Origin of the sequence: Providencia sp. PROV255 (assembly GCF_028478065.1) — a bacterium.
Classification (GTDB): Bacteria; Pseudomonadota; Gammaproteobacteria; order Enterobacterales; family Enterobacteriaceae; genus Providencia; species Providencia rettgeri.
Map to the genome: position 1 here is coordinate 136,002 of NZ_JAMPMI010000018.1, position 19,352 is coordinate 155,353.

A 19,352-nucleotide genomic window follows, 5' to 3' on the forward strand; every position below is an offset into this window, starting at 1 on the left:
TTTTTCACTATTGACCAAAGCTTCAATTAGAAATATTTATAATTGTAATTATATCTTTAATAATGATTATGATTGTAAACTAAATTGAGTTGGAATTAAAATTTTTAGTTAAATGTTAAAAAAATTTTTTTCTAATATGAAATGGGCGCCAATATTTCAAGAAAAATAATGGCGCTGGCGGAATTGAAGTAGGAGAAACAGGCAGGAAAAAATGGCTTTTATTCTAGTTTATTGATTTATAAAACTTAAATTAGGATTTGGCCTGTTAGAAACAAAACGGCGTTACCTGTTAGTTTTACTCGACCAGAGGCTAGCTCGCAATGAACTACTCCTCCGCGTGATGATATTTGATGGCCAACTAACTGCACTTTATTTAGCCGATTTGCCCATATTGGTGCAATAGCACAATGTGAAGTGCCTGTTACAGGGTCTTCATCAACCCCTTTTGCAGGGGCAAAATAACGAGAAACAAAGTCATAATCGCTATTAGCACTTTCTGCTGTAATTGTTAATCCAGGTAGAGAAAGCTGTGAAAGTTTTAGCATATCCGGCTGGCAGTTTTGAACGAGTTCTGCACCTTCAAGAAAACACAGGTAACGGTCTTTCGCTATCCAAAGCTCTTTGATTTTGATTCCAAGGATGTCAGCGAGGTGTGGGTATTGGTCTGGATGACTTTGTACAGATTCAATAATTGGAAAATCGAGTGTAAATCCTTGGGCATTTTGTGTCACAACCAACTCACCTGATAAAGAGCTAAATGTTAAAGGATGAATGTTTTGTTGGAGCACATGGTTTAACACAAAGGCTGCGGCAAGTGTTGCATGACCACATAATTTTACTTCGACTTTAGGGGTGAACCATCGAATATGGCGGCCGACTAAAAATGCGGTTTCTGACAAGTTAATTTCTGCGGCAATTGCAATTAGCTGTTCATCTGATAACCAATTATCGAGTAATACAACCGCTGCGGGATTACCGTGAAAAAGGGTATCTGTAAAAGCATCAACATAGTAAATGGGAGCAGAAAGGCTCATTATAGGGTTTCCAAGAGTCATTATGGGATGATGAAAGGCCAGTATAACGCCTATTTTATGAAATATAATAGGCAAATTATTAATAGGCTAATGAAGCTGGGGGGAGATCCGGTAGCGTGTGGGTTGCTACCGGATAAAAGACAATTAATCCGCGTTATTAAGCATTTTCTTCATTTTTGTCTGCATTTTTGAGCATTTTCCTGACAGGGATAATCAACGCTGCCAATACGACCGCACAGATGACCAGCGCAATAGAGACATGGGAGAATAGCTCAGGCATTGAATCCAATTGGTCTTTACGGATGTTACCACCCATGATACCTGCGGCAAGGTTACCCAACGCACTCGCACAGAACCATAACCCCATCACTTGACCACGCATTTTTTGTGGTGCGAGCAAAGTCATTGTTGCCAAGCCGATAGGGCTCAAGCACAGTTCTCCTAATGTCAGTAATAAGATACTGCCAACTAGCCAGAAAGGGGAAACGCCACTTTGTGTTGCAAGCACTTGGTTTGCTGCCACCATCATGATAGCAAAGCCACCTGCAGCAAATAAGATACCAATCACGAACTTGGTCATGCTGCTTGGGTTCATATTACGTTTAGCCAGAGAAGGCCAGAACCAGCTAAATACTGGGGCTAACAATATAATGAACAACGCATTAATTGATTGGAACCAAATGGTTGGGATTTCAAAACTGCCCATTTGGCGGTCAGTATAGTCGCGAGCAAAGATATTAAATGAAGTCGGTTTTTGCTCAAAAGCGGACCAGAAGAATGCGGCTGCAATCAGTAAAATTAAGCAAGCCAGTAAGCGAGAACGCTCGCTACTGTTTAAACCGCCAAGGAAGAACATAAATAAGAAATAGATGCCCACACAGGTCGAGATAACATAAGCAGAGCTTTTCGCGATGATTGAGGCATTAAATGGAATCGTACCATTATCAATCAAGACAACCAGTATGGCCAATAATACCATGGCAAAGGTTACCCATTTCCCCACGTTTTTGCGCTCAACTGTTGGGCGGTTCCATGTGGAATCAAGGCCAACTTCTTTATCATAGCGGCGCATTTGAGGAATGGCGTAAAAACGGAAAATTAACAGGGCAATTAGCATTCCTAAGCCACCAAGGCCAAAACCTAAATGCCAGCCATATTTTTCATGAAGTGGACCAATAATTAACGGGGCAATAAATGAACCCATGTTAATACCCATATAGAACAGAGAGAAACCGCCATCACGACGTGTATCTTCTTTCTTATACAGCGTTCCTACCATCACAGTAATACAGGTTTTAAATAACCCTGTACCTAATACGATGAGTAATAAACCAACGAAAAAGAAGGTATTTGATAAAAAGGCAGACATTGCGATGGATAAATGGCCAAACGCAATAATTAATGAGCCGTACCAAACCGCGCGGCGCTGGCCTAACCAGTTATCGGCTAACCAACCACCCGGCAACGAGGTGATATAAACCCCACCAGCGAAAATACCGACAATAGCGGAAGCTTGTTCAATAGGTAATTCCATTCCACCTTGTAATAATGCCGCACTCATAAATAGAATAAGTAACGGTCTAACTCCGTAAAAAGAGAAGCGTTCCCACATTTCTGTGAGGAAAAGCGAACTCAATGGGTATGGATGCCCAAAAAAAGTTTTTGTTTTAGTCGCAGAATTGTTCATCTGTGAACTCCCATAAATACTCTCTTGAGAGGTTGTGCATGATATAAAACACCAAGCCGTGCGCTTGAATGTCAATTGTTATTGATATGTTAACACAAGCGTGTGAAACATATTTTTAACATACATTATTATAGAATCACCTATATACAGAATGAATTTATTGTAAAAGGTGTGCTTTTAAGGTGAAAAGTCGATATAACTCTCATTTCTCACGATAAGCTAGGGGAAGATACAGGATTTTAGTTGACAATAAAAGAAAGAATTTTGAATCGATTAAATTGTTTAAAATCAATTACTTGAGGTTGTAAAATTTTAATTTTAAGCAAAGTGAGACAATAAAGCGTATAAATCATCAGGTTTTTGTACAAAAAATAGCAAGGGGGTTATTGGTCGGACGGGGAAGCGCGTAGACCATCGGATTGGCGCCGGATAACTAACCATGAATAAATTAAGTTGAAGAGAACTAACGCCGCAGTGAAAAAGAATACGGCTCTGAAACCATAGGTGGCAGCGACAAAGGAGCCCATTAAAGGCCCTGTCACGTTTCCAACATCGCGTAATGCTTGGTTATAGCTGAAAATACGCCCAGTCACTTGGTGAGAAATATTATAGATAATTAACGTTTGTACCGCAGGTAATAGTGCAGCATTTAGTGCCCCAAGCATAAATCGGAGAAAGCCTAACTCCCAATAACTACTTACCAACCCCATTGGGAATAATACAAAAATAGATGCGCCCAGCACGGCGAGTAAAACTTTTTCAGGGCCTATTCGGTCACTGAGTTTACCTAACATGGGCGCACTGATTAAAGCCGCAACACCGGGAATGGAGGCTATTACACCACTGACAAAGGCGAGGTTTTCTAAAGAATCAGATAGATCCCGAACATAGAGGGTGATCACGGGGTTGATTGACCCCATCGCAGCTTGAATGATCATCGTGGTGAAAAACAAGCTAATGACTAAATTCTTATTGCGTAGTGAGGCAAATACTTGCTTGCTGGACAATGCATCTTTGCGCGAAACCAGCGTGAAGCGTTCTCTAACATAAAAGAGCGTGACAAAAAAGCAAATAAACAGCACCGTTGCTGTAATAAAAAAGACGGGGCGTAAGCCATATTGGTCAGCAAGAAAACCGCCGATTAATGGGCCAATAAGTGCGCCACTGACCGCACCAGTCGCAAGGACGCCCATAGCCCAGCCGCTTTTTTTCACGGGAATTTGAGTTGCAATCAACGCGTTAGCATTAGGAACAAAGCCACCCAATAAACCTAATATGGCTCTTAAGGCTAATAATTGCCAAATATTCTGCGCAAAGCCGATTAACACCATGACAATCGCCATGCCCAGCGCGGATCGCAATAGCATTAATTTTCGCCCTTTGCGATCGGATAATCTCCCCCAAAATGGAGCGGCAATGGCAGAAAATAAAAAGGTGATACTAAAAACGGCACCAGTCCATAAATTCAACGAAGCATGGTCTTTGACACCAAGTTCTTCAATATATAACGGGAGAAAAGGCATGATCAGGCTAAAGGCGGCACCTGTTAAAAAACAGCCGAACCACACGACGTATAGGTTACGTTTCCAATACTCTGTTTTTCCCGTCATAATTTTCCCGTTATATTCAGTTCTACAGCGTTGTTGGCCTCATTCAGCTACCCAAGTCACTTTTCCCGTCATATTCAGTTCTACAGCGTTGTTGGCCTCATTCAGCTACCCAAGTCACTTTTCCCGTCATATTCAGTTCTACAGCGTTGTTAGCTTCATTCAGCTACCCGAGTCACATACTTATGTATGCTCCTCGGGATATCTTCATTTTGCCGCCTAGCTGTAGACCCGACTATTTAGGGAAAACAGTATGAAAAACAACAAGAAAAGCATCATAAAAAACAGTTGAAAAATCACGCCATATAGAGAGAACAGTATAAAAAACAGCAAGAAAAACATCATAAAAAATAGTTGAAAAATCACGCCATATAGAGAGAACAGTATAAAAAACAGCAAGAAAAGCATCATAAAAAACAGTTGAAAAATCACGCCATTTTTAGAGAAAACAGCATAAAAAATAGCAAGAAAAACATCATAAAAAGCAGTTGAAAAATCACGCCATATTTAGAGAAAACAGTATAAAAAACAGCAAGAAAAGCATCATAAAAAATAGTTGAAAAATCACGCCATAATTTATCTGATTACGTTAATCATTAATGATGGATTTTGTCTAAATCCCCGTATAACGAAGGTTCCCCTTCAGGGCGTGTTTTAAAACGGCGGTGTAGCCACATATATTGTTCTGGCGCCCTGAGGATTTCTTTTTCGATAATTTGGTTCATCATGGTTGCGGTAGCCACATTATCTTCAATTGGGAAATCATCAATGGCAGGTTGAATGATCAATTCATAACCTTTACCGTTAGGTAAACGCCTTGGGGTAAAAGGCACCACTAAAGGGGAAGCCAGGCGTAAAATAATTTGTGAACCATTGGTTGTCGCTGCATTTTCTACAGCGAATAAAGGTGCAAATGTACTATTGCGTGGGCCGTAATCATGGTCGGGGGCATACCATAAAATTTCCCCATTTTTTAAGTCGCGTACCATGCCTTTCATATCTTTGCGATCCAACATATATTTATTGGAACGTAACCGCCCACGGGTTTGTAACCAATCAAGCAGGTCATTATCATTGGCGCGATACACACCAATACCCGGGTTTAACATACCAAAGGCACGCGCACCTATTTCCAAGGTTAGAAAATGAACGCCGAGCGCGATAATCCCTCTGCCAGTTTGGCGGGCTGCAACGGCATTTTCTTCCCCAATGACTTTGACCCAGCGACGAACGCGCCAATCAGGCCAAAACCAAGCCATACCCGTTTCAAATAAGCCCATGCCGACAGATTCAAAGTTTTTGTCTATGCAACGCTGCCGTTCCTGCTCACTCATCTCTGGAAAGCATAATTGCAAATTTCGTTCTGCGACTTTCACCCGCTTTTTCAAAAAGCGCTTGGAAAACAAACCTAAACGAGTTCCCATCCAATAAATGACAGGATAAGGCAATAAAACAAGAAGATATAATACGCCAATACCTAGCCAAGTTAGCCAGTAACGAGGATGGAGGAACCGTTTTTGAAATTTTGGAGCTAGTATCATTATTATCCGAATATATTAGTCATAAATTAATAAAAAGGCATGATTAAACTATATCAAATTATTCGTTTAAAGCGTTAACTGCCTGCATGGTGCTCATTAACTCAGCTAAGTTGCGAACAGCCATTTTCTCCATGACACGAGACCGATGAACTTCAACGGTGCGCACAGAAACACAGGCTGCCTCAGCAATTTCACGGTTAATTAAGCCTTGCAACACATAGCCACAGATATCTTTTTCACGAGGCGTGAGCGTTTCATAGCGCTGTTTAATTAAATACCCTTCAGTGGCTTTCGTGGTTTCTGAGCGAGCTTGCTCTAAGGTCTTAGCAAGCTGTTGGCTATCAATGGGTTTTTGTAGAAAATCAACGGCACCCAGTTTCACTTGTTCTACCGCCATCGGGATATCCCCATGGCCAGACAAAAAGATCACGGCTAATGTGCTGTGTTGTTCCCTCAGGTATTGGTGAACTTGTCGCCCGTCTAATTTAGGCATGCGCATATCCAATAACACCACACCTTCTTGGTGTAATGCCGCATTTTGGATAAATGCTTCACTGTCATTCCAAACGGTAACGCTATAGCCCAATGTTTCTAGTAAGAATTGGCAGGCATCCGTCACATCGGGGTCATCATCCACGAGATGGATCACTGGCATACATATACCTCGTCGTGTAGAGGGTGACAAAATAGGGTGCTTTATGTAATGAGCATTGATTATCGTAATAAAGCCATTGTCACATATAGTTAATGTGAATGTTATCAATTACGTGGCAAAACATGCTCAATCCACGATTTTATTGTGATAATTGAAAATGAGAGTGACCATTAGGCCATGTAATCCATCATCACTCAGGTTATTTTCGATACGAATATCGCCACCTTGGCTTTGGATCAAACGCTGGCAAATCACTAAACCTAACCCTAAACCTTCTTTTTTAGTCGTAGTAAATGGTGTGATACCTTGCTCTAATTGACCCGCAGGCATACCTCCGGCATTGTCCTGCAAGACAAGTAAAAAATGCTGCTGTGAAAAATGAAACTCGAAACGCAGTAGGGTTGCCCCCGCTTGTAAACTGTTGCTGATTAAATTGGAAAGTAATTGCTCAAGTAACGTATCAGGCAACATCAGGGAGATGTCAGGCGTTTCAGGTAAAATTAACTTTGCATCGGGGTAGTGTTGGTCTGCACGCAATAATTGCCAAATATGATTAATGGCCTGTTTAACTGATTGTTGGCTCAAGGTGACTGCCGGGTCAAGACTTGGTTTACCCGCCCAGAGGCGTAAATTACGAATGATATCGGCTCCACGTTGAGCTTGGTCATCGATTTTTGTTAATGCGTTAATTAATGGGTGGCTTTCAGACTCTTTAGTCAGGCGTAGAATACACCCTTGGGCATAGTGGCGGATTGCAGACAGGGGTTGATTCAATTCATGAGCAAATCCAGAAGCCATTTCCCCCAAAATATTTAACCGCTGTGCCTTTTGTAAATTGGTTTCTTGTTCTCGTAAGCGGTTATGCGCTTCTTCTAATTGGCGGCTACGGCGCCTAACCAAAAAGGCAATCCAAACATGATTAATGCCAAGTAACACAAAAAATAACGCGACAAGGCTAAGAGTGATTTGGTTTTGAATGGTCCAACTGACGATATCTTGCCAGATTTGACGTTGTTGCGGGTGTTGGTTAACGTCCCTGAGCAAGGTTTCAACTTGAGTCACCGAGGCCGGAGCTCCCCAACGCATGGCGGCTTTATCGGTTGATAATAATGTCTTGGTGACTTTGTCGACTAAATTATCCGGCACTTCACTTAAGGCAGCAAAAGACCAGTTTGGATACAGTTCTGTGCTAGTTAAACAAGAGAGAGAGCTTGGATGTTGAATTAGTGGGCGAAATTGTGTTTTATCAATCAGCCCTTCGCTATGCATATTTTCTAATAAACAGACAGGAACAATTGCCGCAGATAATGAATCATCACGCAGTGCATATAATAATGCATCAGCAGGAAAGCCTAAAAATTGCATCTTAAAGTCTTTAGCCGCATCGTAGCCCATATCCCTTAACACTTTGTAACCTAATAAATAGCCACCAAAAGCATCTGGCGAGATAGCGCCGACTTTTTTGCCAATTAGGTTTTTAACTTCTGATATATCACTGTCTTTGCGAACTAATATTAAGCTGCCAATAACATTACGCGTCGTGCTGTTGGGCTCCACATCAGAACGAAGGGAGAGCAACCAACGTAAATGATAGCGGTTATCTAACTGAATAAATTGGGCAGGATTCGTCAGTAAAAAATCAATCTTACGGTTGGAAATTGCTTCTTTCATTTCATCTAAATTGAGTGGTTGTAACGTAAAACGTTCCCCAGGAATAGACTCATTGAGTGTGTCAATAAGTGGTTGCCAATGAGATTGGGTGGAACTCGGTCCACGCAAGGCTAATACTCCGATAGTCCATTGTGCCGAAATTGCAGGCAAAGACCACGTCAGTAGCATGATTAATAGTATGTGATACAACGGCCTAGGCGATTTTTTTAACATATTTGAGTTATTCGTTGCGTTAGATCAATTTAGCTACGGGTATGTGGTAAACCACAATAGGGCGGCGGCTCCACACTTCTTACAATGGCACTACACGTTTTATCAAGATAACTCATTTGGTTTAAAGAGAAATAACAATTCCACGGGTTATCTTAACGAGACTGTACCCATTGTCAATAACGCATGTAATACAAATAACATATTGATTAATAACTTTTATTTTCGCATTAGCAATGTCAGTGCTGGAGCCAATTATGGATCTGAGTAAACGAAAATTTCTACAACAAATTGGGGCGGTGACTGCGGGAGCTTCGTTAATTCCTATCGCAGAAGCTGGGCTCAGTTTTTCCCCGACACGCCGAGAAGGCAACCCAGAAAAACGTTATGGAATGTTGATTGATTTACGCCGTTGTATTGGTTGCCAATCTTGCACAGTAAGCTGCTCGGTTGAAAACCAAACCCCACAAGGCCAATTTAGAACGACAGTGAATCAATATCAAGTTGCAGTGAAGGGCGAAGAAGGTTTTACCAACGTATTATTACCTCGCCTATGTAACCACTGTGATAACCCTCCTTGCGTACCGGTATGTCCAGTTCAAGCGACTTTCCAACGTGAAGACGGCATTGTTGTCGTTGATAACGAACGCTGTGTTGGTTGTGCTTACTGCGTACAAGCGTGCCCATACGATGCTCGCTTTATCAACCACTCTACGCAAACCGCCGATAAATGCACATTTTGCGCTCATCGCTTAGAAGTGGGGTTATTGCCAGCTTGTGTTGAATCTTGTGTGGGGGGCGCACGCATTATTGGGGATTTAAAAGACCCGAACAGTACTATTCGTAAAATGCTGACAGAGTACGAAGCTGAAATCAAAGTCCTCAAACCGGAAAATGGCACATTGCCACAAGTTTTTTATATTGGTTTAGATGACGCATTCGTGCAGCCGCTACAAGGCAAAGGGCAGCCCGCATTATGGCAGGAGGTGTTCTGATGAATGGCCAAGTAACTTATATTTCAGAAGTCATGGCTCAGCCACAAGAGTTCTTTTGGCTTCCTTGGGCGGTACAATATTTCTTCTTCATAGGAATTGCTGCTTGCGCGGTACTGTACGCTTGTTATCTTCATTGGAGAAATAAACCTGAAAACAGTCGCTTAGAGATGATTGCAGTATTTATTGCTATCACGATGGGTATTACCGCTCCATTAGCATTAACCGCAGATTTACACCAAACCGCAAGGGTATGGCATTTCTACGCGCATCCAACAATATGGTCTTGGATGTGGTGGGGGTCTGTGTTACTGCCATTATTCACTACATTTATTGGTTTATATTTTGTCGCATTAGTGGTGAAACTGATTTGGAAAAAAGAGTTTAAAGCAACACGTTGGGTGGCGTTGTTGGCTGCACTTTCAGCGATAGGATTATTGTTATATACCGGCCGTGAAGCCTCAGTATTAAATGCTCGCCCAATTTGGTATAGCTGGTGGATACCAGTATTGATGTTCCTCAGTGCGCTACAAGTATTACCTGCATTGATTAACTTAGGAGCACGCCGTGAACCTCAATATCAAAACCGCTTAGCACGCTTCCAAGTTGTGACATTATTGCTGTTCGCCGTTTGTTTTGCGCTATGGCTCTCAGGTGATACCACCTCAGGTATTGCAGTACGTCAACAGTTAGATACAGCAAGCCCTGGGTGGTGGATGTTGATGGGAGTTTGTGCATTGTGGGTAATCACTTTTGCGATGTCCGTCAGTAATTTAAAAGCGAATCGCTCGGTTGCATATATCACTGTTCTCGCTTTAATTTCAATGGCTTTTGCTTGGACGATACGTTGGATTTTCCTGATGGAAGTTCAAGCGGTACCAAAATATAACATTATCGCTAACCCATACCATTTCCCATTGGGAACAGACGGATTACTGGCAATTGTCGGCACATTCGGTTTATGGATTGCATTAACAATTATTGTTCGTGAAGGTGTTCGCTGGTTTGCGAGGAGAGTGCAACATGGCTAAATTCTCAAGACGTCAATGGCTTAAAGGTGGTTTGGTTGTCGGTGGTATCGCATTATTTGGTGCAAGCTACCGTGATGTGGCCAAACGTGCAGTCGATGGTCTGGTTAATGGTACGTCAGGTAAAGTCACTCTTGATAGGCTCAATGGTAACTCTTTACGTCCTGAAGGACAGGCACTGAAAGGTTGGCAAGAAAACCCAGAACAAGTGGTTGCGATGACGCAATGTTTTGGTTGTTGGACTCAGTGTGGTATTCGTGCTCGCGTTGATACAGCGAAAAATGAAGTATTGCGTATTGCGGGGAACCCTTATCATCCACTATCTCATGAAGAGCATTTTCCGTATGGCATGCCGCTGAAAATGGCATTTAACAAAATGAGTGGGGAATCAGGCCTTGAACACCGTTCGACTGCCTGTGCTCGAGGTGCGACGTTAATGGAAGGCTTAACAAGCCCATTGCGTATTCTCGAACCGATGAAACGTGTTGGCAAACGCGGGGAAGGTAAATGGGAGCGCATCAGTTTTGAACAATTAATAAAAGAAGTGGTTGAAGGGGGCGATTTATTTGGTGAAGGGCATGTGGATGGCTTACGGGCGATCCGTGACTTAGAAACGCCTTTAGACCCATCCCAACCAAAACTGGGACCAAAAGCCAACCAATTATTAGTGACCAATGCAGGTGACGACGGCCGTGATGGTTTTATCCGTCGCTTTGCACAAAATGCCTTTGGTAGTAAAAACTTTGGAGCTCACGGTTCGTATTGTGGATTGGCTTATCGTGCCGGTTCCGGTGCATTGATGGATGATTTGGACAAAAACGCCCACGTCAAACCCGATTGGGATAATGTTCGTTTCGCACTGTTCTTAGGCACATCGCCTGCGCAATCAGGTAACCCATTTAAGCGCCAAGGCCGTCAATTGGCGACTGCGCGTTTACGTGATTCATTTAACTATGTGGTGGTTTCGCCTGCATTACCATTAACAACGACTTTAGCAAATGACCACGGCCACTGGGTCCCAGTACAGCCGGGTACTGACGCTGCGTTAGTGATGGGGATGATCCGTTGGATCATTGAAAATGAGCGTTACAATGCCAAATACCTCAGTGTGCCAAGTGAAAAATCCATGGAAGCGATGGGGGAGAAAAGCTGGACTAACTCAACACATTTAGTCATTACGGATGATAACCACCCATTAGCTGGCAAATTGTTAATTTCTTCTTATATCACAGGAGAAGGTGACGATGAGAAAGCCTATTTAGTACAAGATGCCTCTGGCGAATTAAAACTGGCAAACGAAGTTCCAACTGCTGAATTGTTTGTGACACGCCAAGTGACTTTGCACGATGGCAGTGAAGTGACGGTTAAATCCAGCTTCCAGTGTCTTAAAGAAGCCGCAAATCGCATGACTTTGGAAGAATATAGCCAGCGCTGTCATGTCCCAGTAAAAACCATTGAATCACTGGGTAAAGCATTAACGTCTTATGATAGAAAAGCCGCAGTTATTTCCCATGGCGGTATGATGGGCGGTAATGGTTTCTACACTGCATGGTCAGTTATCATGCTTAACGCATTGATTGGTAACTTAAACTTGAAAGGCGGTGTTTCTGTTGGTGGTGGTAAATTCAACGGAGAAAACGATGGGCCACGTTACAAAATTGCCAGCTATAAAGGTAAAGTGAAACCTAAAGGTGTGGTGTTATCACGTAGCAATGAAGTGTATGAAAAATCAGATGAATTCAAAGCGCGTCAGGCAGCAGGTGAGAACCCATATCCCGCAAAAGCCCCTTGGTACCCGTTTGCCAAAGGTCAACTAACAGAACAGTTAGCATCCGCCTTGATGGGGTATCCTTATGCACTGAAAGCGTGGATCACCAATATGACTAACCCTGTATATGGTATCGCAGGTATTCGTCAGGTGATGGAAGAAAAACTGAAAGACCCTAAACACTTGCCGCTGATTATAGGTATTGATGCCTTTATGAATGAAACCACGGCATTGGCAGATTACATCGTGCCGGATACCCATAATTTCGAAAGTTGGGGGTTCAGTGCACCATGGTCTGGTGTGCAGGTCAAAGCCAGTACGGCACGTTGGCCGATTGTTGAGTCACGCACGGCTAAAACAGCAGATGGCCAGCCAGTTTCGATGGAGAGTTTTTGTATCGCTGTAGCAAAAGAACTTAATTTACCGGGCTTTGGTGATAACGTGATTGAAGATATGGATGGCAACATGCATTCACTCAATACAGCTGAAGACTATTACTTAAGAGTTGCTGCAAATATGGCATGGCTAGGGGAAAAACCAGTTCCTGAAGCCGCAACAGAAGATATCCAAATCAGTGGCGTGGAGCGCATTTTACCAGCGATTACGCGTACGTTAAAACCAGAAGAAGTTCGCCGTGTTGCCTATATTTTCACAAGAGGAGGCCGTTTTGCTCCGTATGAAAAAGCCTGGGATGGCGATGCAACAGGACCTCAATGGAAAAAAGGCTTACAAATTTGGAATCCAACGGTGGCAATCAATCGACATGCCATAACGGGTGAGCGTTATAGTGGTTGCCCAACTTACTATCCACCACGTATGGCAAATGGCGATGATGTGAATACGGTATTCCCAGAACAAGAGTGGCCGTTGAAACTGATGTCATTTAAATCCCATGTAATGAGCAGTTCAACGACAGTCATTGAACGTCTACGCCATGTGAAACCAACGAATCTTGTTGCTTTGCATCCCGATGATGCAGCAAAAATGGGTGTCAAACATGGCGATTGGATCCGGATCACCACACCGGGTGGCCATGCTGAAGCCCAAGTGAGTGTTCTTGATGGTGTAATGCCTGGGGTACTTGCGATTGAGCATGGTTATGGGCACACCGAAATGGGGGCGAAACAGCATTATCTGGATGGCCAACCAATGCCAATGAATGAGGCAAATGGTTCAGGAATTAACTTAAATGACCTTGGGTTTGCTGACCCAACACGTGAAGTCGCCAACACGTGGTTAGACTGGGTTTCGGGGGCATCGGTACGCCAAGGATTACCTGCTCGCATTGAGTTAATTGGTTAAACGAAGTAGTAAGGATGGTTAGTGATGGGGACCTGCATAGCTTCATTATTAACCATCTGGTTGTTGGCAATATGTAGTAAGCAGTTAACATTGCGCATAAAACGGTGTGCTACCACACCGTGACTTCGGCAAATGCCTGGGAGGGGGAGCCCTCCCTTTTTTAATGGTTTATCGCAACAGTGGGGAAACCGATTGTTCCAAACCGATGCTTTGAAGCATCAAAACACCCATCAAAATAAATAAAATACCTGCCAAAATTTTTAGTGAGATTGCCCAATAAGGGGAAAATGACTTTCCTTTTAATTGTGATACGCGAACCGCATTATCACGCATTAAATGAACAAAAATGGCAATTAAACAAATGGTTAATGCAGTACCCGTTGCCATTGCTAAGGCAGCGATAACCCCCCATGTATATACTTCTATCACATAAGAAAACAGCAATACGAGAATTGCTCCAGAACAAGGACGAATCCCCATTGATAGAATAATCAATAGTTTACTTTTAAAACTGGATTGCAATTGATGAGACTGGATAACGTGTTGGTGGCCACAACCACAGCTGTCCGAGTGGCTATGGGCTTTTGTTTTAATTATTGCTTTCGTTGAAGAATTCAATGGCTGAATGCTTTTTATCGTGAGTGGGGTTAAGTATTTTGATTTGCGGATTAACCAGCCACGACGTAATGCGCTGAGACATAAATAGCTACCCAGTAAAATAACAAATAGATAACTGATTTGTTCTGCATATAAACTGGCTTGGTTGAGATGTTTAGTAGAGAGTTGGAATAGGATCAATACTAAGGAAACTAAAGTAATCGCAACAAGCCCTTGTAAGAGTGATGCTAGTAAGCTAATGATAACACTCTGCTTTAAATGAGTCGCTTGGGTGGCAATATAGGTGGTAATAATTAATTTGCCATGACCCGGTCCAAGGGCATGCAAAAAACCATAAGCAAAGCTGGCAATCACCAGTAACCCACCTGCATACCATGGGCGAGAGGTGGTTTCTTGCAATAAGTAAGATAACCCTTGGTTTAACTGTTTTTGCCAAGCTAGGCTAAGTTGTAACCATGATCCCCAGTGAATGTATAGCTGCCAAGTGACATAGGTAATAAGTCCCACAAACAGCGCAGTAATTATTAATTTTTGCGTACGTAAAGGCATTATGGACATTGTATATCAACCCGTTGTGCAAACTGTTTGCCAAGTGCTAAATCCTCTTCTGGATTATCACTTTTGTCTAAAGAGAAAGCGTAGGCGCGCATTGAATCGGTCACATTTGCTTCTTGTAATTCCATCTGGCAATTTGCAGCAATATCCAACGGTAGGTTAATTTGTTGTTTATTTTGGTAAGTCATACTGACATAGAAAGTTGGGTCATAAGTTTGAATTTCCACATGGGAACCTGCTATAGGCAGGGGTTGCATAAATGAAGCGGTAAAGAAGAAAACTAAAGAAAAGCCATCTTTTTCTAAATGGTAGCTATCTGGAATTCGTTTAAAGCTCACTTTCTTCCCCTGATAATAAAAATCAGTGAAATAATCTTGCACCAACACATTTGCCATAATAATAGCTTCTTGCTGTTTCCAACGAGGATCATCCGGTTTAATGCCTTTTAATTCATAGGCAATATCCGCTGATGTCATGGGGTCCATTTTCCAAACATAGCTAATCCCTGTGTATTTATCTTGTTTATTTTCAAGGGAAATTTGCATCTCAATAAAACTGTGAGGGTGTGCCGCTACTAGTGGAGCAACTATGAACAGAAATAAAAAATAGAAAGGAAAAAATCGCATCATTCAGTCAGCTAAATTGGCTTATCAAATAAATGTTATAACATAACGAACTGCAAACTAAAAAGAAAAATATTTCGGAATGATTTAAAAATCAACTTAAAACGAGTCGTTAATACTTCTATCACAATAACCTTTCAAATAAAGGGTTTTTTATTAACAAAATAACAGCGATAATATTGATAATGGTCAAGTGTGGACACTTAGTGGACACCATTTAATTTTAAGCTTTAAATATTAACTAGTTACAAAGGAAAAGAGAACACCATGCCAGTGTTACATAACCAAATTTCAAATAAAATCTTAAAAGAGCGCATGTTGGCTGAGGTCGAGCCGCGCACCACTATCTCTTTTTACAAGTATTTTAATATCCAAGACCCAAACGAATTTCGTAATCAATGGTACCAACAATTTAAAGCATTGAGTGTTTTTGGGCGCGTTTATATTGCCAAAGAAGGTATTAATGCACAAATCAGTGTGCCTGAATCCAATGTGAGCGCATTACGCGAACTCATTTATGCAACAGATCCCGCATTAGAAAACCTACGTTTAAATATTGCGATTGATGATGACGGTAAATCATTTTGGGTGCTGCGTATGAAAGTCCGTGAGCGTGTAGTGGCTGATGGTATTGATGACGAAACATTTAACCCAGCAAATACGGGGCAATATCTAAAAGCTCACGAAGTTAATGAGATGATTGATGACCCAAATACTGTTTTCGTTGATATGCGAAATCATTATGAGTATGAAGTGGGGCGTTTTGATAATGCGATTGAAATACCATCAGATACATTTAGAGAGCAACTGCCAATGGCGGTTGAAATGCTGCAAGAGCAAAAAGACAAAAATGTTGTGATGTATTGTACTGGTGGGATCCGTTGTGAAAAAGCCAGTGCTTATATGCTGCATAATGGTTTTAAAAATGTCTACCATGTTGAAGGTGGGATTATTGAATACGCACGTAAGGCGAAGGAGCAGGGCCTACCTTTACGGTTTAAAGGGAAAAACTTTGTTTTTGACAACCGCATGGGTGAGCGCATTACAGAGGACACATTAGCACAATGCCACCAATGTGGCGCGCCTTGTGATGCACATACCAATTGCCGTAACGATGGCTGCCACTTATTGTTTATCCAATGCCCTAGTTGTGCAGAAAAGTATGAAGGCTGCTGCAGTTCGTCTTGCACAGAAGAAATGAAACTTCCTGAGCAAGAGCAACGCGCACGCCGTGCAGGCCGTGAGGTCAGTAATAAAATCTTTAATAAATCACGTCACCGTTTATCCGATGGGTTATTAAATAAAGACAACTAGTCATTAATGTTATCTATAATAAGAAAGCCCTGCAATTAGGGCTTTTTTTTAATATAAATATTTAAACACATTATATATAAAAAATAACTCTATTCTGTTTTTGACGAAAACTTTAGAGGTAATATGCCTTTTTTGTGAGTAAACAGTGCTATTGCTAATTCCTAGTTTTCGAGAAATAATATGATTAGGTGTTTCATTCATCCAATTGTTAATAATATTTTGTTCTTTAATTGTGAAAATAGATGACTCAATATTATTAGCAAGCTTAGTAATTTTCTCTATTTGTTCATAGTCACGAATAACCTTATCAAGAGTTTGAATAATAATATCTTTTGATAGAATGAAATAATTATCCTTTAATAACAATGGATTGTTTGTCTGTGGGTACGGGGCGTTAATATAAATATAAAACCGTGTATTATTGGTATTGCTTAATAATTGCTGTAGCGTAGGACAGTAATTAGAGTAATTACAATAATACGTTAAATTCACCAGTATAATGCTTGGTGTGTTTATATTTATAAAACCAATGGCTTCTTTTATGCATCCTGTACTAATAAATTCGAGTTTTTTATTTTTGGATAAATATTCTGTAATGCCAAGACGTGTATAATAACATTCATCAATAACTAATATTCGCATTGGAACATCCTTGTTCAAGAAGATGCCTTACAATAAATTGGAACTGATAGTGAAGTCAACCAAGGATTAATAAAAACAATAAATAGTGTTCTTATTTTAAATTACGAATTAGTAATTAATTAATAAGGTAATTATATAAAAATATATAATTACCTGTATGAATGAATAAATTAAATGGATATTAGTGACCCTAATATCCATTTATTTCCCTAGTGTGTTTTAAAACCAAGCTCAACATATTCCCCAGATTCTATCTTGTCTACACCTGCTTGAAGAATATGAATGAGTTGTTTAGCCACATCAGTCGTTAGCCACATGGTTTTATCCACAATAGCGTCACCTGTGTGTTTATCTTGCTCGGGGAGGTAGTGCAAACGCAACATCATAGCGTCGTAATCATCGACTGTACTGATGTCCCAGCCAACTACTGGGTGGGTTTGAATGACATCATTTTTTTTATTCATATAAACCTCCTAATCAAACATCGTGATAAATAATAAATATCTATAACTGACTAAGAGCAATGACCTCGTGATGAGTCCACTTTTAGTATAAGGAGATTTCGCCAATAAGAAAGCAAATAAAACATTTTTTTGTCTATATGGCAGAAAATGCATAAAACGAATAACAAGCATTGTAAAAAAAGAATGGGAAGTATTTTGAACTTCCCATGGGTGTCTAAATTACTGGCCCTGAGATACTGTCCAGCATGCATCTTCCCCAGCTAAGAAAGGAACTAATTTATCATTACAGCAGTCAATGGATTCACAAATTATATTTTGTTCTTTAGTTAGCGTAATTGTCCCTTCATTCACAGGTAAGTTATAGAATTTAGGGCCATTTAGGGAACAAAAAGCTTCGAAATGCGCCAAGGCACCGAGCTCTTCAAAAACACTTGCGTAAGCCGCTAATGCGGTGGGAGCATTAAAGACCCCAGCACAACCACAGGAAGATTCTTTACGTGATTGTATATGTGGTGCGGTGTCGGTACCAAGGAAGAAACGGTCACAACCTGAAGCAACCGCTGTACGTAATGCTTCTTGGTGCACATTACGCTTCAAAATAGGTAAGCAAAATAAATGCGGTCTTATACCACCAACTAACATATGGTTACGATTAAACATCAAATGTTGAGGTGTTAAAGTTGCAGCTGTAAATTCATTCGCTTCTTGGACATATTGAGCCGCTTCTTTGGTGGTGATGTGTTCAAAAACGACTTTTAGTTTTGGAAACTGTGCCCGTAGTGGCAACATAACTTGCTCAATAAATAAGGCTTCTCGGTCAAAAATATCGATATGACTTGCGGTGACTTCACCATGGATAAGCAGTGGCATTCCTGCTTGTTCCATTGCAGCTAATACGGGGTAAATCTTTTTAATATCGGATACGCCATGGCTAGAGTTAGTTGTTGCATTGGCCGGGTAGAGTTTACAGGCAGTAAATACCCCCTCGTTAAAGCCGCGAACGACTTCAGCAGGATCTGTGCTATCAGTAAGGTAGCAGGTCATTAAAGGGGTAAATTGATGTCCTTGTGGAACCGCTTTTAGAATACGCTCGCGGTAAGCTTTTGCGGCTTCAATCGTTGTGACTGGTGGCACTAAATTCGGCATGACAATCGCGCGGCCAAAGAATTCACTGGTATAGGGAACGACCGTTTTTAACATATCATCATCGCGAAAATGAACATGCCAATCATCAGGGCGGCGGATCGTTAGGGTAGTTACAGTTGTCATTAAACCGGCTCCATAGGGGAAGAGTGAATGATGAGCGAGTGCTCAAGCCGGAATAGAATGATAAAGGTAAAGTGAAAAAATAGCTATGAGAAATCGCGATTATAGCTTATTTCAAAGGTAGATTATGTAAATGACGTAAATAGCTAACTTATTCAGGCATGCAATAGCAAAAAACCTGCTTAAGTTTCCTTAAGCAGGTTTCTCTAAATTTTGGCTCCTCCAGCTGGACTCGAACCAGCGACATACGGATTAACAGTCCGCCGTTCTACCGACTGAACTATGGAGGAACTCCTTGGTACGCAGAGGATATTAGCTTTCTCTTACTGTATTGTCAAAGGAGAATAGCGAAAAATATGTTTGTTTGCCTGTTAT

The 19,352-nt window shown here is 41.3% G+C and carries 15 protein-coding genes and 1 tRNA gene; 4 read left to right on the plus strand and 12 right to left on the minus strand.

Annotated features, from left to right (window positions below; all coding sequences use genetic code 11):
* Positions 1 to 245: 245 nt before the first annotated feature.
* The 6 genes from PR725_RS16665 to ttrS form a co-directional block, all read right to left on the minus strand.
* The gene (locus PR725_RS16665; protein ID WP_004909753.1) at positions 246 to 1,034 is read right to left on the minus strand and encodes a PhzF family phenazine biosynthesis protein; all 789 of its coding nucleotides are present in this window, start codon (positions 1,032 to 1,034) and stop codon (positions 246 to 248) included.
* Between the two features lie 157 nt (positions 1,035 to 1,191).
* A complete protein-coding gene (locus tag PR725_RS16670; RefSeq protein WP_272569881.1) occupies positions 1,192 to 2,721 on the minus strand; it encodes a peptide MFS transporter in 1,530 nt (509 codons plus the stop codon).
* Positions 2,722 to 3,104: 383 nt separating this feature from the next.
* Positions 3,105 to 4,331 (minus strand): multidrug efflux MFS transporter MdtG, encoded by a 1,227-nt coding sequence (gene mdtG / locus PR725_RS16675; RefSeq protein ID WP_272569882.1) that lies wholly within the window; start codon positions 4,329 to 4,331, stop codon positions 3,105 to 3,107.
* A 593-nt stretch (positions 4,332 to 4,924) separates the two neighbouring features.
* Positions 4,925 to 5,869, minus strand: a complete 945-nt coding sequence (locus tag PR725_RS16680; protein ID WP_004909761.1) for a Kdo(2)-lipid IV(A) acyltransferase — start codon at positions 5,867 to 5,869, stop codon at positions 4,925 to 4,927.
* Positions 5,870 to 5,927: 58 nt separating this feature from the next.
* The gene (gene ttrR, locus PR725_RS16685; RefSeq protein WP_004909762.1) at positions 5,928 to 6,524 is read right to left on the minus strand and encodes a tetrathionate respiration response regulator TtrR; all 597 of its coding nucleotides are present in this window, start codon (positions 6,522 to 6,524) and stop codon (positions 5,928 to 5,930) included.
* A 126-nt stretch (positions 6,525 to 6,650) separates the two neighbouring features.
* A complete protein-coding gene (gene ttrS, locus PR725_RS16690) occupies positions 6,651 to 8,408 on the minus strand; it encodes a tetrathionate respiration histidine kinase TtrS (RefSeq protein ID WP_272513129.1) in 1,758 nt (585 codons plus the stop codon).
* A 254-nt stretch (positions 8,409 to 8,662) separates the two neighbouring features.
* Here ttrS and ttrB point away from each other — a divergent pair, with 254 nt between their 5' ends.
* Genes ttrB through ttrA form a run of 3 tightly spaced genes read left to right on the plus strand, consistent with a single transcriptional unit; the run spans position 8,663 to position 13,495 of the window.
* Entirely contained in the window at positions 8,663 to 9,400 is a 738-nt protein-coding gene (ttrB, locus tag PR725_RS16695; RefSeq protein ID WP_196718666.1) for a tetrathionate reductase subunit TtrB, read from the plus strand.
* Positions 9,382 to 10,428, plus strand: a complete 1,047-nt coding sequence (ttrC, locus tag PR725_RS16700) for a tetrathionate reductase subunit TtrC (RefSeq protein ID WP_109911089.1) — start codon at positions 9,382 to 9,384, stop codon at positions 10,426 to 10,428. The genes ttrB and ttrC overlap by 19 nt, the downstream gene beginning before the upstream one ends.
* Positions 10,421 to 13,495 carry a tetrathionate reductase subunit TtrA gene (gene ttrA / locus PR725_RS16705; RefSeq protein ID WP_198641285.1) on the plus strand — a complete coding sequence of 1,025 codons (3,075 nt, stop codon included), beginning with the start codon at positions 10,421 to 10,423 and terminating at the stop codon, positions 13,493 to 13,495. The genes ttrC and ttrA overlap by 8 nt, the downstream gene beginning before the upstream one ends.
* 168 nt (positions 13,496 to 13,663) lie before the next feature.
* Here the strand turns inward: ttrA and PR725_RS16710 are convergent, their stop codons facing one another.
* The gene (locus tag PR725_RS16710; RefSeq protein WP_247602644.1) at positions 13,664 to 14,671 is read right to left on the minus strand and encodes a nickel/cobalt transporter; all 1,008 of its coding nucleotides are present in this window, start codon (positions 14,669 to 14,671) and stop codon (positions 13,664 to 13,666) included.
* Positions 14,662 to 15,213, minus strand: a complete 552-nt coding sequence (locus tag PR725_RS16715) for a DUF1007 family protein (protein ID WP_231136563.1) — start codon at positions 15,211 to 15,213, stop codon at positions 14,662 to 14,664. Before PR725_RS16715 ends, PR725_RS16710 begins: the two co-directional genes overlap by 10 nt.
* Before the next feature lie 345 nt (positions 15,214 to 15,558).
* Between PR725_RS16715 and trhO the strand changes: the two genes are divergently transcribed.
* Positions 15,559 to 16,605 (plus strand): oxygen-dependent tRNA uridine(34) hydroxylase TrhO, encoded by a 1,047-nt coding sequence (gene trhO, locus PR725_RS16720; protein ID WP_109911091.1) that lies wholly within the window; start codon positions 15,559 to 15,561, stop codon positions 16,603 to 16,605.
* 48 nt (positions 16,606 to 16,653) lie between these two features.
* On the opposite strand, the gene PR725_RS16725 is transcribed toward trhO, so the two are convergent.
* From PR725_RS16725 to PR725_RS16740, 4 genes are all read right to left on the minus strand, one after another.
* Positions 16,654 to 17,247, minus strand: coding sequence for a LuxR C-terminal-related transcriptional regulator (locus tag PR725_RS16725; RefSeq protein ID WP_181937011.1), 594 nt, complete (start codon positions 17,245 to 17,247; stop codon positions 16,654 to 16,656).
* A gap of 209 nt (positions 17,248 to 17,456) precedes the next feature.
* Positions 17,457 to 17,711, minus strand: coding sequence for a biofilm formation regulator BssS (gene bssS / locus PR725_RS16730; RefSeq protein WP_004909784.1), 255 nt, complete (start codon positions 17,709 to 17,711; stop codon positions 17,457 to 17,459).
* 219 nt (positions 17,712 to 17,930) lie between these two features.
* Complete coding sequence (gene pyrC, locus PR725_RS16735) at positions 17,931 to 18,980, minus strand: dihydroorotase (RefSeq protein ID WP_115167462.1); 1,050 nt, start codon at positions 18,978 to 18,980, stop codon at positions 17,931 to 17,933.
* 211 nt (positions 18,981 to 19,191) lie between these two features.
* Positions 19,192 to 19,267 (minus strand) — tRNA-Asn (locus PR725_RS16740).
* Positions 19,268 to 19,352 lie beyond the last annotated feature (85 nt).